The organism is Sphingobium sp. D43FB (assembly GCF_002312805.1).
GTDB lineage: Bacteria > Pseudomonadota > Alphaproteobacteria > Sphingomonadales > Sphingomonadaceae > Sphingobium.
Map to the genome: position 1 here is coordinate 1 of NZ_NMUA01000053.1, position 13,170 is coordinate 13,170.

8 protein-coding genes and 7 pseudogenes are annotated in these 13,170 nt (G+C 59.4%); 10 read left to right on the forward strand and 5 right to left on the reverse strand.

All coding sequences use genetic code 11. The annotated features are described in order from the left end of the window. Positions 1-180: hypothetical protein (locus tag SxD43FB_RS25610; RefSeq protein ID WP_217988822.1), on the reverse strand; the 180-nt coding region annotated here is incomplete at its 3' end. Between SxD43FB_RS25610 and SxD43FB_RS21680 the strand changes: the two are divergent. The 7 genes and pseudogenes from SxD43FB_RS21680 to SxD43FB_RS21715 all read left to right on the forward strand — a co-directional run. Beyond that, positions 134-721, forward strand: a pseudogene (locus SxD43FB_RS21680) (IS3 family transposase); the annotation flags it as partial. The gene SxD43FB_RS25610 and the pseudogene SxD43FB_RS21680 sit on opposite strands and share 47 nt — an antisense overlap. A gap of 217 nt (positions 722-938) precedes the next feature. Next, positions 939-1,439, forward strand: coding sequence for a winged helix-turn-helix domain-containing protein (locus SxD43FB_RS21685; protein ID WP_096063924.1), 501 nt, complete (start codon positions 939-941; stop codon positions 1,437-1,439). A gap of 69 nt (positions 1,440-1,508) precedes the next feature. Beyond that, complete coding sequence (locus tag SxD43FB_RS21690) at positions 1,509-2,651, forward strand: IS110 family transposase (protein ID WP_043155352.1); 1,143 nt, start codon at positions 1,509-1,511, stop codon at positions 2,649-2,651. Positions 2,652-2,989: 338 nt separating this feature from the next. Continuing rightward, positions 2,990-3,523: pseudogene (locus tag SxD43FB_RS21695) on the forward strand (IS630 family transposase); the annotation flags it as partial. 257 nt (positions 3,524-3,780) lie between these two features. Next, a pseudogene (locus SxD43FB_RS26140) lies at positions 3,781-3,966 on the forward strand (IS21 family transposase); the annotation flags it as partial. Between the two features lie 122 nt (positions 3,967-4,088). Beyond that, entirely contained in the window at positions 4,089-5,441 is a 1,353-nt protein-coding gene (locus tag SxD43FB_RS21705) for a DUF4158 domain-containing protein (RefSeq protein ID WP_051520192.1), read from the forward strand. A gap of 720 nt (positions 5,442-6,161) precedes the next feature. Then, a complete protein-coding gene (locus tag SxD43FB_RS21715; protein WP_019054263.1) occupies positions 6,162-7,391 on the forward strand; it encodes an FAD-dependent oxidoreductase in 1,230 nt (409 codons plus the stop codon). A 20-nt stretch (positions 7,392-7,411) separates the two neighbouring features. Here the strand turns inward: SxD43FB_RS21715 and SxD43FB_RS21720 are convergent. Beyond that, positions 7,412-7,630, reverse strand: a pseudogene (locus SxD43FB_RS21720) (SDR family oxidoreductase); the annotation flags it as partial. A gap of 252 nt (positions 7,631-7,882) precedes the next feature. Between SxD43FB_RS21720 and SxD43FB_RS26145 the strand changes: the two are divergent. Then, positions 7,883-8,038: pseudogene (locus SxD43FB_RS26145) on the forward strand (IS630 family transposase); the annotation flags it as partial. On the opposite strand, the gene SxD43FB_RS21730 reads toward SxD43FB_RS26145, so the two are convergent. Then, complete coding sequence (locus SxD43FB_RS21730; protein WP_081764269.1) at positions 8,011-8,601, reverse strand: SDR family NAD(P)-dependent oxidoreductase; 591 nt, start codon at positions 8,599-8,601, stop codon at positions 8,011-8,013. The pseudogene SxD43FB_RS26145 and the gene SxD43FB_RS21730 overlap by 28 nt on opposite strands. A 165-nt stretch (positions 8,602-8,766) precedes the next feature. Here SxD43FB_RS21730 and SxD43FB_RS21735 point away from each other — a divergent pair, with 165 nt between their 5' ends. Then, entirely contained in the window at positions 8,767-9,753 is a 987-nt protein-coding gene (locus tag SxD43FB_RS21735) for a trans-o-hydroxybenzylidenepyruvate hydratase-aldolase (protein ID WP_026149928.1), read from the forward strand. Positions 9,754-9,874: 121 nt separating this feature from the next. Next, positions 9,875-10,915 (forward strand): annotated as a pseudogene (locus SxD43FB_RS21740) (IS110 family transposase). Between the two features lie 959 nt (positions 10,916-11,874). Here the strand turns inward: SxD43FB_RS21740 and SxD43FB_RS21745 are convergent. After that, positions 11,875-12,162: pseudogene (locus SxD43FB_RS21745) on the reverse strand (integrase core domain-containing protein); the annotation flags it as partial. Between the two features lie 274 nt (positions 12,163-12,436). Next, the gene (locus tag SxD43FB_RS21750; RefSeq protein WP_200867041.1) at positions 12,437-13,057 is read right to left on the reverse strand and encodes an IS110 family transposase; all 621 of its coding nucleotides are present in this window, start codon (positions 13,055-13,057) and stop codon (positions 12,437-12,439) included. Positions 13,058-13,170: the final 113 nt, after the last annotated feature.

Below are 13,170 nucleotides of genomic sequence, written 5' to 3' on the forward strand. Positions count from 1 at the left end.
GATGCCACCACGTGAGTGGACCATGGCGAAGGCGCAATTTGCCGTGATCTTCGGCGAACGTTTCATCAGAGCCATGGCGGCCTGATGATCAACCGCCCGCCCGCACACGGAAATCCTGACACTCCCGACGGTCACCACCGTCAGCAACCCGAATACGCCGTGTCCGCTGGACAAGGTCAATCGGGCATTTCGCGTCAGCCGGCCAAACGCCCTGTGGGTCGTCGATTTTACCTACGTGCACACCTGGACGGGCTTCGTCTATGTTGCCTTCGTGATTGACGCTTTTGCCCGGCGGATCGTCGGATGGAAGGTCAGAACGTCAGCCACTGCCAACTTCGTTCTGGATGCCCTGGAGCAGGCGATCCATGCCCGTAGGCCCGGTCCCGATGATGGACTGATCCACCATAGCGACAGGGGAGTTCAATATCTTGCCATGAACTATACCCAGCGCTTGGCCGAGGCCAAACTCGTCCCCTCGGTCGGTAGCGTCGGTGATTCCTACGACAACGCCTTAGCCGAGACGATCAACGGCCTTTACAAGGCCGAGGTCATCTGGCGGCAGCGATCATGGCCAAGCGTTTCGGCCGTGGAAATGGCAACGCTGCGCTGGGTCGATTGGTACAATAATCACCGGCTCTTCGGCCCTATCGGGCACATCCCGCCCGCTGAGGCCGAAGACAATTACTATGCAGCCCTCGAGAACCTCGATATGGCTGCATAGCCAAATGAAAACTGCCTCCTGAAAACCCGGGGCGCTTCACTTTCGGCGAAGCACGGTTAAGCCGGCCTCATCTACACCGTGAACTTGGAAAACCGTTTTGGCCAGATCAAGGCCAATTGTAACAACTCATACCATCCGTCCGTGATGCTGACACACGTGGGGGATTCCCAAAGCGGCGAAACTATGAATCTATGTCTTCGGGTTGGAGGGCATTGTCATGGGTGCAGCGATTGGATTGCGAGACGACTTTGATGCAGCGGGCTTGAGGCGACTGGCGCGGACGACGAAGAGCGCGAACCAGGGACGCCGACTGCTAGCTTTGGCGGAAATCTATGATGGCGCGAACCGCAGCGATGCCGCGCGCATCGGCGGAGTGACCCTGCAGATCGTGCGGGATTGGGTGGTGCGGTTCAACGCCCGAGGTCCAGCCGGTCTCCTTGACGGCAAGGCCCCAGGCAAGCCGCCCTTGCTGAATGATATCCAGCGCCAAGCGCTGGCGGAGGTCGTTGAAAGTGGACCGATACCAGAGATCCATGGGGTTGTGCGTTGGCGGCTGATCGACCTGGCGCGGTGGCTTCATGACGAATTTGGGGTTTCTCTGACGGAAACGACCGTAGGGCGAGAGTTGAAAAAGCTGGGCTATGTCAAATTGACGGTACGCCCACGTCACCATGCCCAGAACGAATATGCGATGGAGGCCTTCAAAAAGATCCCATGATGAGAGTTGGATAGCGGTCTGAGGGAGCTCAGAGTCGGTTTGCTACCAACCACTCTGAAAGGATTTGCCATGTCAGCAGACCCCATCTCGCAGCTTGCCGCCATCCGAGTTGATCTTGGCGCAATTTTCGTTTCGCTGGAACTGTCGAAATCGACCTGGCTGGTGACCTCGCTGTCGCCGAGCACCGAGAAGATGTCCCGTCACTCCGTGCCAGGCGGCGATATGCCAGCGCTGCTCGCATGTTTGGATGCCTTGCGCGACAAGGCAGAAGCCCGCGAGGGCCAGCGCTACCCGGTGATCGCTATTCAGGAAGCGGGGCTCGATGGCTTTTGGATTCATCGCGCCCTGGCGTCGGAGGATTGGGTCACCAGCCATGTAGTCGACGCCGCTTCGATTGCGGTCTCGCGCCGGCACCGGCGGGCAAAGACCGACAGGATCGACGGCGAGACGCTGGTTCGTACCCTGATGGCCTGGATGCGCGGTGAGCCGAGGGTGTGCTCGATGGTTCGTGTGCCAACAGTCGAGGAAGAGGACCGTCGGCGGATCGGACGAGAACGCAAGACGCTGGTCAAGGAACGCACGCTTCACACGAACCGGATCAAAGGCCTGCTCTTCAGTGTCGGCATTCGGGGTTATGAGCCGAACCGACGGGATCGGCGTGAACGCCTGGAAGAACTGCGGACGGTCGACGGCAAACCCTTGCCCTTGCATCTCAAGGCGCAGCTCAATCGTGAGCTCGACCGTCTCGAGTTGCTCTGCGAACAGATCAAATGCGTTGAGGCCGAGCGTGACGACATGGCCGAGACTTCGCCACAGGCGATGCTCGCAATGCTCAAGGGCATAGGCCCAGAGTTTGCGAATGTCCTCGCCAGCGAAGGGCTGTTCCGGCATTTCGACAACCGGCGCCAGATCGCAGCTTATGCCGGCCTTGCTCCCTCGCCATGGCGCAGCGGCTCGATCGATCGCGAGCAGGGCGTCTCGAAGTCTGGCAATCCACGCTTGCGCACGACGATGGTTCAAGCCGCATGGCTGTGGCTGCGCTATCAGCCGGACTCGGCTTTGTCCCGCTGGTTCCAGGAACGCGTCAGCCGCAACGGCGGACGCGGCAAGAAGGTCGCCATCATCGCACTGGCACGCAAGCTGCTCGTGGCCTTCTGGAAGTACGCCATGAGCGGTGTCGTGATCGAGGGCGCCGTCATGACGAAGGCCTGATCAACATACTTCATGTGACCCAATCCCCGGGGCACTGATCAGCCCCAATGGATCCAGGCGAACGGACCGTAAGCCCCCCTGGCCGCAACAGCCGTCTCAAAAGAATGGTCCCGTTCTCCTGAGCCCTGCCCCGAACGCGGGATTATGGTGCTGCCGTCTCGAACGGCGACCGGATGTGAGGTTGTACAGGCGAGGCGTGTTCGCCGGTACTCGTAACTCGGCTCAGCTGGATATCATTGGCAATTGGACGGACTGCTAAAATGCTTTGTCACCCCATTGACCGGAGAAACATCATGTGAGGGGGCTTTGCAACCCAGCTGGCAAAGATCAAAGCCGCTCTCCCGCGCGACACGCCCATAGAGGTATGGTTCCAGGACGAGGCCCGTATCGGCCAGAAAAACAAGATCACCCGCCGCTGGGCCAGGCGCGGCACCCGGCCTTCAGCGCCCAAGGATCAGAGGACCAAATCAGCCTACATCTTCGGCGCTATCTGCCCTGAGCTTGGCAAGGGCGCTGGCTTGGTCCTGCCCTTCTGTAATACCCAGACCATGTCGCTGCACCTGGCGGAGATATCGCTCGCTATCGAACCAGGTGCCCACGGCGTGCTGCTGATGGATCAGGCCGGATGGCACATGACCGGGAAGCTGGAAGTACCCGATAATATCAGCATCGTTCCGCTGCCGCCAAAATGTCCTGAACTCAACCCGGTCGAAAATATCTGGCAGTTCATGCGCGATAACTGGCTATCCAACCGCATCTTCACGTCCCACGACAACATCGTAGACCTTTGCTGCGAAGCCTGGAACAGGCTGATCGATCAGCCCTGGCGCATCATGACAATTGGACGCCGCAAATGGGCACGTGGGTCGTGATCAATGCAGGTTGGTATGACATCGCGCTTCCTCCACTTTAATGGCACCACATAATATGATCGTTTGCATGGGGGTGGTCCATGCCATCAAATGGGCGGTCCAGCGCTCCCGCTGCATGACACTTGAGAGCGTCTCGGGATTAAGCGATAATGCCATCATCACGTTGCCTGCCATGGCAGCATGATCAACCCGGCTTAGCCGGAGATCGCCAAGGCTACGCCAGCGAACCTACACCATCAGGTGGGACACGATCCGATGCAGGCAAGAAGAGGGGACATCGCCGTTGTCCGGAGCCTGACTGGGCGCAGTTCCACCGCGAATTGAAGCGTACGCAGGTAACATTGCAGGTGCTGTGGGACGAGTACGTTGCGGAGCATCCCAGCGGCTATCGATATAGCCGATTTTGCGAAATGTATAGCAGCTGGGCCATGAAGTTGCCGGTTAGGCCCAGTGACCTCATAGGTCGAAAAACGGCCAACTTGGGGAACGGATCGGAAACGATCCGCGCGGTTGACTGTTGCGTTCGGATATTCGAATGTTGTGAGCAGGCGGGCCGGAGACGACAATGTCGGTGGTGAGTATATCGGAGACGGACGAGGATCTGGCCGGACGCTGGAGTTTGGTCTTCGAAGACTTCGCGCTTTTGAACGCAAAGTCTGCGGCGACCCAGCTCGGCTTTGCCGCGCAGCTGCTCCTGTACCGTATGACGGGACGCTTTGGTCGCGATGCCGGCGAGTTTCCGGATACCGTGGTTACGTATCTTGCCGAGCAGATCGGAGCATCGCCTGCAGAGCTTGAGGGCTATGACTGGCTCGGCCGATCGGGGCGACGGCATCGTGCCGATATTCTCGACCATTTGGGATTTCGCCGGGCGCGCCGACAAGACATGCAGGCAGCTGCTGCGTGGACTGGCTCCGAGCTTTGCCAGTTGGGCTTGCCCGCTTCCGGGATGATGGACCGTCTTCTTGGCTGGTTCGTCGCGCACCGGATTGCGGCGCCTGAGGAAGAAGCGTTGACGGCGCTGATCACCACGGCCCGTCGCGGGTTCGAGGATCAGGTGCTGGAGAAGATTGCCTCGTTTGTATCGTCCGAGCACGGGGAACGGCTTGATGCTTCGCTCGCCGATGAGGAAGGCGTCACAGGTTTTTCGGGACTGAAAGCGGATCCCGGGCAGCCCAATATTGACAACATACTGATAGCGGCACGCAGGCTTGCCTTTGTGAAGCAGCATGTGTTGCCCTTGGAGGCTTTGCCGGATTTGCGAGATCCCATTGCGCGGATTCTTCGCCGCAGAGCGATCAACGAGACCGCCTGGACGATGCGCCGGCACCCTGATGGCCGACGCTACGCGCTGTTCGGGCTTTTCCTGGCGCACCGGGAACGCGAACTCACAGACGGGCTGATCGACCTGCTGATCGAAATTGTCCACACGATCGGCAGCCGGGCTCGCAACCGGGTGCTCAAGGCGTTCGTGACCGAAGTCGAGCGGGTTCACGGCAAAGAGGGACTGCTGGTCCGGATTGCCGAGGCGGCCTGTCTTCAGCCCGAAGGCATGGTGTGCGATGTCGTGTTTCCGGCAGCGGGCGGCGCCGATGTGCTGGCGGCGATCGTGCGAGAGCATAAGGCGTCGGACGGTTTCGAGCGGCGCGTTCACCGGGTGCTGCGCGTCTCGTATCTGCGTCATTATCGGCGCATGCTTCCGGCGGTATTGGGTGTGTTGGAATTCCGTTCGAATAACCTGGTGCATCGCCTGGTGCTCGATGCGGTCGACTGGCTGCGCCGGACGAGTGGCAGCCGGCGCGTCCTCCGGCCTGAGGACGGCGTGCCGCTGGACGGTGTCGTGCCCCCCCAAATGGCGCGACCTGGTCGTGGAAAAGGACGACGACGGGCGTCCGCGGATCAACCGCATCAACTATGAGATCTGCGTACTGACCGCGTTACGCGAGCGTCTGCGCTGCAAGGAAATCTTGGTGGTGGGCGCGGACCGCTACCGTAATCCTGACGACGATTTGCCACGGGATTTCGAAACACGCCGCGCAGACTGTTATCTTCTTCGGCAAGGGCGGTGAGATCGCCACCAACCGCCGGGAGGATCAGGAGTTGTCAGTGCTGGCGCTCCATTTGCTGCAGAATTGCCTGGTCTATGTGAACACGCGGATGCTGCAGCGGGTCCTGGATGCACCGAGCACTGCCACGAAGATATGGGCATCACGGATCTCGCCAGTCAGCCGGTCGACCACGATCCCGATCTTTCCCCGGCATAATCGACGAACAGCTTCTCCCCAGGTGTATGGTTCTGCCGCAGGATAGCTGTGTGGTCGGCGCGGAGCCGAGTCAGAAGAGTCGTTTCGGATTGACCAGCAAGTCGGCTTGCTTCGCCAGAACGGCGAAACACTCTCGACGATAGAAGATGCGATCGTTCGTGGTTCAGTTGAAGCTGTCGGCGGTAACGTTGCACAAGCGGTCAGAGAATTGGGGCTGACGCATCTGCAATTCGCTTTCAGGGTTGCGAAGATGCGTCGTCACAGCTAGCCTTGCTTTTGATTTTGTTGCAATGACTTGCATAATATGCAAAGAGACTTCCTTCTGTGCATAAAGGGCAGGGGGAGAGTGAAGCCGTGAAACTGGGAGATATCGGGTGCGTTCGGTAGCGATTGTAGGCGCCAATCTAGCGGGTGGGCGAGCGGCGGAAGCGCTGCGGCAAGTAGGGTTCGACGGTCGGATCACTCTGATCGGTGAAGAGCCCTGGAGGCCCTATGAGCGCCCGCCGCTGTCCAAGGAGTTCCTGTGGAATCCAGCCGAAATGTCGGACAACTTTTTCCTGCAGGATGAAAACTGGTACTCCGACAACCGGATCGACATGCTGCTCAGCACCCGTGCCGAAGCGATTGATTTGAATGCGGGCGGCGTGCGCCTCTCGGGTGGCCAATTGGTCGCTGCCGACAAGGTTCTGCTGGCGACTGGAGGGCACGCCCGCAAGCTCAATCTGGCCGGAGCCGATTGCGTCAACGTACATTATCTGCGCACCCGGGACGATGCCGCCAGGATGGCCCTCGACCTTCGTCAAGGCGCACGGGTGGTGATCGTTGGCATGGGCGTGATCGGAGCCGAAGTGGCTGCTAGCGCGATCAAGCTTGGCTGCGAAGTAACTGCGGTAGAACCGTTGGCGGGTCCGATGGAACGGGCACTGGGCAAACGTTTCGGTCAGTGGCTGGGCGAGGAGCACCGCAAGCGCGGGGTCAAGACCCATTTCAACCGGGGCGTAACGGGTTTCAAGTTCGCGGACGGCCGCGTATCCGCAGTCGAGATCGACGACGGCACCGTCATCCCTTGTGATGCCGTCGTCGTTGGGGTGGGGATCATTCCTGCCACCTCGCTCGCGGTCGATGCCGGGTTGACTGTAAACAATGGGATCGTCGTCGACCGTCGATGCCAGACCAGCAATAAGGCGATATTTGCCGCCGGTGACGTCGCCGAGCAGGACGGTTTTTTTGGCGGTCGCTTCCGGCAGGAAACCTATCAGAACGCTTCCGACCAGGCCCAAGCGGCGGCCTCGGCGATGCTTGGTCACGAAGTCGATTACTGCAAGCCCATGTGGTACTGGAGCGACCAGTTCGATTTGAACATCCAGTTCTGCGGGCAAATTCCGGCACAGGCCGAGGTCGTCCTTCGCGGCGATATCGAAAGCAACGCTTTCGTCGCTTTGTTTTTGTCCGGCAATACAATTGATGGCCTGCTGACTGTCAACCGCGCGCCCGATATGGGCATTGGCAAGCGGTTGGTCGAACGGAGGACGAAGGCGAGCGCCGACCGGCTTGCGGATGCAGACGTGTCTCTGCGCGAATTGCTTATGCAGTCTGCTCGATAGCGCGTCGGCGGCGGGGGGCCTTATCCGATCCCGCCGCCCGCGACGAAGAGTGTCTGCCCGGTGAGGTAGGAGGCCTCCTGAGAGGCGAAAAAACAAATTGCAGCGGCCAGTTCATCGGGTTCGCCGAAGCGGAGCATAGGGGTGTCGCGCAAGGTCTGCTCCATCACTCCTGCAAAACCCGCCTTGAACGCATCGCTCATGGGTTCGGGATCGCGTGGGGTGACCCGTCACAGGTTCATTTAGTGCCTCAGAGCCGGAACACCGTTGCACGATGGGCAGCCAAGCGGCGCGACGATGCACAGGCACTAGAACCGCAGAGGCAGCGGTCAGCCTGGAAGGCCCCATCGCGGCAGCGCTGCGCGTGGTACATGGGCCAGGCTCCCGATCAGATCGGTGCCGAACATACGCTGTTCCTCGACCATCCCAGCGCATCTGGCTCGTCGACTTCCAAAACAGCTCAACAGGAATCTGCACTGGAGAGTTATCATGAGCACACGATCGAGATGGTCTTCGCCAAGCTCAAGCATCTGCTGCGAAAGGCCGGTGAGCGCACACGGGAAGGGTTATGGAACCGGGTCGGCTCCCTCCTCGACGACTTCCCGCCACACCAATGCAAAAACTACTTGCGACATCCCGGATACGCTACCGTCAGATCACAAACCGCTAATTCGGACACCGCTGGTTTCCAGTTCAGCGACAAAGCGGCGGTCAAAGCAGCGACTCCGTCCTTGGCGGCGGGATAGGGAGTCTTGTTCACGCCGCGCGTGGCCACTGAACCGATATTTACGACTGAACCGCGCCCGGCCGCGAGCATGTACGGCAACACCGCATGGCGGCACCAAAGTGTCGGCCACACCGAGCGGTTGATTTCGGCACAAATCTCGTCGGGGGTAGAATCCCAATAGGGCTTAGCCCAGATCGTACCACAGACATTGTGGACCGCCACGTCGATTTGGCCGAATTGATCTGCAACCGTCCGGTACAGTTCGGTCGCTCCCTCGCATTTCTCGAGGTCGAAGATGGCGGCATGAACATCGCAGCCATTGTCCCGCAGGCGATCGACCGTAGCCTGCGTAGCGTCAGCCGCTCGGTCGGCAATGATCACGATGGCGCCTTCCTCAGCCATACGCCTGGCTGGGGCTAGCCCGATGCCTTGAGCGCCAGCGGTCACAACCGCGATCTGGTTGTCGAACGGCTTGGCAGAAGTCATGATGTTGCTCCTCCTTTATTCACATTCCTGCAACGAAACGCAAGGCTGGGAGGTTGCCTTTCCTATATTCACGATCTATATCGAGAACGGAAATGCGTTGCGCAATGTCAAATGATTAGGCGCTGCAGCGGCGATCACCGGACCGGATTTGAGGAGAGAAACGAAATGGCCCGTACACTCATGAAACCAGACGACGTCAAAGGTGCCTGGGCGATTATTCCCACTCCGGCGAAGGATGATGCCTCGGATTGGCGCGCGACAAAGACAGTTGACCTCGATGAGACAGCGCGTGTGGTTAATGGCCTGATCGATGCAGGGATCAACGGAATTCTCAGTATGGGGACGCTTGGCGAAGCGGCGACCATGACCCACGACGAAAAGCTCGATTTCATAAAGGCGCTGGTCGATGCAGCAGCCGGCCGAGTGCCGATTTTCGTTGGCACCACCTGCCTCAACACGCGCGACACTATCGCGTTGACACGTCAAGCGCTTGATATTGGTGCCGATGGCACGATGCTGGGAGTTCCGATGTGGTGCGCGCCAAGCGTTGATGTTGCGGTGCAGTTCTACAAGGATTTAGCTGAAGCCGTGCCTGAGATGAACATTGCCATCTATGCCAATCCCGAAGCCTTCAAGTTCGATTTTCCACGCTCGTTCTGGGCTCAGGTGGCGGAGATTCCCCAAGTCGTCACGGCGAAATACATTGGCGTCGCTCACTTGCTGCCGGACCTTGCAGCCATTCGGGGACGGATCAAGCTGCTGCCGATCGACTTCGACTACTACGGCGCAGCTCGTATGGACGAATCGATCGACGCCTTTTGGTCGAGCGGTGCCGTGTGTGACCCGCTGGTGACCACGACATTGCGCGACCTTGTGTCGCAAGCGCGCGCTACCGGTGATTGGAGCGCGGCGCGGGCATTTATGGGCCGACTCGGCCCAACGGCAGCGCCGCTGTTCCCTAACGGCAGCTTCAAGGAATTCTCGACCTACAACATCGCGCTCGAAAAGGCGCGCATGAACGCAGGCGGCTGGATGAACGCCGGTCCGGTCCGCCCGCCCTACCATCTTTGCCCCGAACCCTACCTCGAGGGCGCGCGCCTTTCGGGCAGAATGTGGGCCGAACTTGGCAAGGCGCTCGCAGCCGAAAAATGAGATAAGCGCGAAAATTGGGAGAAAGCGAGTGACGGACTGAGGTGTTGGGTTGGACGGCTCCCAACGGCATCGCGATGTGCCAGAGTGAGTTTGTTAGAGGACTCATTCGAGGGAGCCGGCCATGGAACAGATTACCCGCATAGGCATGGACACGTCAAAGAACGTTTTTCAGCTGCATGGCGTTGATGCGGCAGACAGGCCGATCCTGCGCAAGAGGCTGACGCGACGGAAAATGGTCGAGTTCTTCGAGGAGTTGCCGCCGACCGTTGTCGCCATTGAGGCTTGTGGCAGCGCGCATTACTGGGCGCGTCTTCTTGGTTCTTTTGGCCACGAGGTAAAGTTGATCGCGCCGCAACTGGTGAAACCATACGTCAAGCGCGGCAAGAACGATGCAGCGGATGCTTAAGCCCTGTGCGAGGCAATGAGCCGCCCGACGATGCGGTTCGTGCCGACGAAGAGTGCCGACCAGCAGGCGGCGCTCATGCTTGTGGGCATGCGCACCAGGCTCATCAAGAAACGCACCCAGCTTGCCAACGCGATCCGAGGCTTCGCTGCGGAATTCGGGATCACCGCAGCAACGGGCATGTGCCGGATCGAACCCCTGCTCGATCGCATCGCGGCTGACGAACGACTTCCCGAACTTGCGCGCGAACTGTTCGCGCTTCACGGTCAGGAATACGCGCAGCTTCTGCACGAGATCGAGCGGGTCGAGGCCAAGCTTATGGAATGGCATCGCAACGACGAATGCAGCCAGCGGCTCGCAAATATCCCCGGGATCGGTCCGATCGGCGCATCCCTGCTGATGATGAAAGCTCCTGACCCGCGCATGTTCAAGTCCGGGCGAGACTTTGCGGCCTGGATCGGCTTGACCCCTAAAGATCACTCGACTGCCGGCAAAGTCAGGCTCGGAGGCATCACGCGAGCTGGCGATGAACTCTTACGGAGCACGTTGGTGGTCGGAGCCACCGCCGTCGTCCAGCATGTCCGTCGCAGCGGCGGCAGGAATGCCTCGCCTTGGCTGCTGGGATTGCTAGAACGGAAAAAGCCGAAGCTCGTCGCAGTGGCGCTCGCCAACAAGATCGCGCGCATTGCCTGGAAACTGATGGTAAGCGGTGAGGGGTATCGAAGAGCAGATTTAGGCGCACCAACGGTTGCCGCGTGAGAGATCGGCCTGATACGATGAGCAAATTTGACGCTATCGTACTGAGCTGATGCCAGATCTTGCAAGAGAAGAGCAGATGGTGCGATCGATCGATCCAAGGCGTGTGGCATTCCTTCGGGACCAATGGCTGTTCGAAGCCGCTGAGGTGTTAGGAACTCACGCTGCGGAAACCATCTTGGCCAGCGACCATGTGCGGTTGCACCCAAAGGCCGGACATATGGACGCAAGCGATCCGATCAAATTTTTCCGCTCAGCCCTTGCAAGAGGGAGCCGTCCACATATGGTGCCGCCTTCTTGGATAGTTTGGCGGCGAAGTTAAGCTAATCCCGGGTGTGATTATGCCGCCAGTTTGGTCACCAGATCATGGGGGGGGCATGCCCCCCCCCCCCCCATGATCTGGAGCGACGATCCGCCTATAGGCCTCGGCCGGGGTTCGCCCTGCCAGTCCGAGTGAGATCGCCGCGTGTTGTACAGCAAGGCGACGGAACGCCCACGATACCGATATCCGCGAAGTTCTTTATCCTTGGCACTCTTGGTCGGGGCGCCATGTTCACATTCATGAGGTCATAGGACGGGCGAGCGGGGAAGTTCTCCGCTGCAGTTCGGCAGGATCGGCGTCGGAGCGCTGGCTTGAGATTCCGGTGTGGATGTTCGACCGTTTGACCTGCTCGACCTTGCACATCTGCGTTGCACCTTACGTCGATATCGCTGCGCTGAGTGATTTGGCGAGGTTGCTGCACGCGGCGCTGCCCATTTCGGGCGCAGCATCGGGATCTCACGACTCGCATCGGGGAGATATAGAGGTGGCCGGGTTTGTCTGAACAGGGATCGGCAACGGTTAAGTGGATCGTCTGCCGGGTTCCTTGCCGTGCCAATATGGGGCGTCATGCAGGGAGGGCGTAGCCCTACTGGAGTGACGCCCCATATTGGTTGCCAACTTAGCTTCGCTGGCCTTTGGCTCATGCTGCAATCATTACCGGCAGGTTGTCAAAATACGCCTGATCCGGCGTCCTGGCGGCGAGGCTCGAATGTGGCCTCCTTCCATTGTAGAAGCTCAGATAACGACCGATCGACTCGCGGGCTTCGCTGACCCCGCCGTAGGCGCGGAGGTAAACCTCCTCATATTTCACCGAGCGCCACAGGCGCTCGACCATCACATTGTCGCGCCAGGCGCCCCGGCCATCCATGCTGATGGCGATTTCCTCGCGCAGCAGCACGCTGGTGAAGGCGTGGCTGGTGAACTGGCTTCTGTGGTTGCCGCCCGTGGTGCAAGAAGTTTTGATCCGATGCGCGTGTGATCGAGTGCGGTCTTCTGTCAGGCCTTCCTATGCGGCATTTTCAGAAGCCGCAGGCCAGTATGGTGATCTGCGGATCAGGTCCAAATCTACTTCCCGAGCTTTATTGCCCTTAGCCGATTACTGGTTTTCCTAATCCAGATCTGTTCGATCATTTTGCCCATTCGGGTCGTCGCCTTCTCACACCCCCTTCATCCGACGTCAGATAGATTATGCAGCGTGTCGATCATGCTGCTGCCACCTGCGCCGAATCTCGATAATCCTCATTCTTTGTCAGCAGAGCCCATATCGTCCGCGCCATCCTGTTGGCCAGCGCGATCGCGACAAGCATCCTTGGCTTTCGCGCCGCGATGCGTGCTAGCCACGAGCCTTCCGGGATCGATTTCCGGCCGAGCCAATTCAGGCGGGACATTGCTCCAATAATCAGAAGTCTGCGGATATCGCTCTGCCCCGCCTTTGATACCCGACCGAGCCGTTCTTTACCGCCTGAGGAAAATTGGCGTGGGACGAGGCCAAGCCAGGCGGCAAAGTCGCGGCCGCAGCGGAAGCACTCCATCGATGGAGCAAAGGCTTCAACGGCTAAGGCGGTCAATGGACCAATTCCGGGTATCGTCTGCAAGCGCCGTGCAATATCTGCTTTAGCTGCGAGAGCCTTGATCTTCGCCGTCCGGGCATCAATGCGAACCGTCTTCTCCGCAATCTGCTTCATCAGATCATCGCACTCGTTGCGCATCAGTTCGGGCAGGTCGCTGTTTGGTTCATCCAGGATGCCTTTGATTTTGCCGAGCTGGTGAAGTCCCTGCGGAACGACATGGCCAAATTCGTAGAGGCACTGTAGCGCGACGATTACGGAGTCCGGTCGGCGTCAATTATGATGGCCGATAGGTGGCCGCGCCGGTTGGTGAATTCTGGCTACCATTTGCTGTTGCGGGGAGCAACCGTCGAGCGACAATTACGACG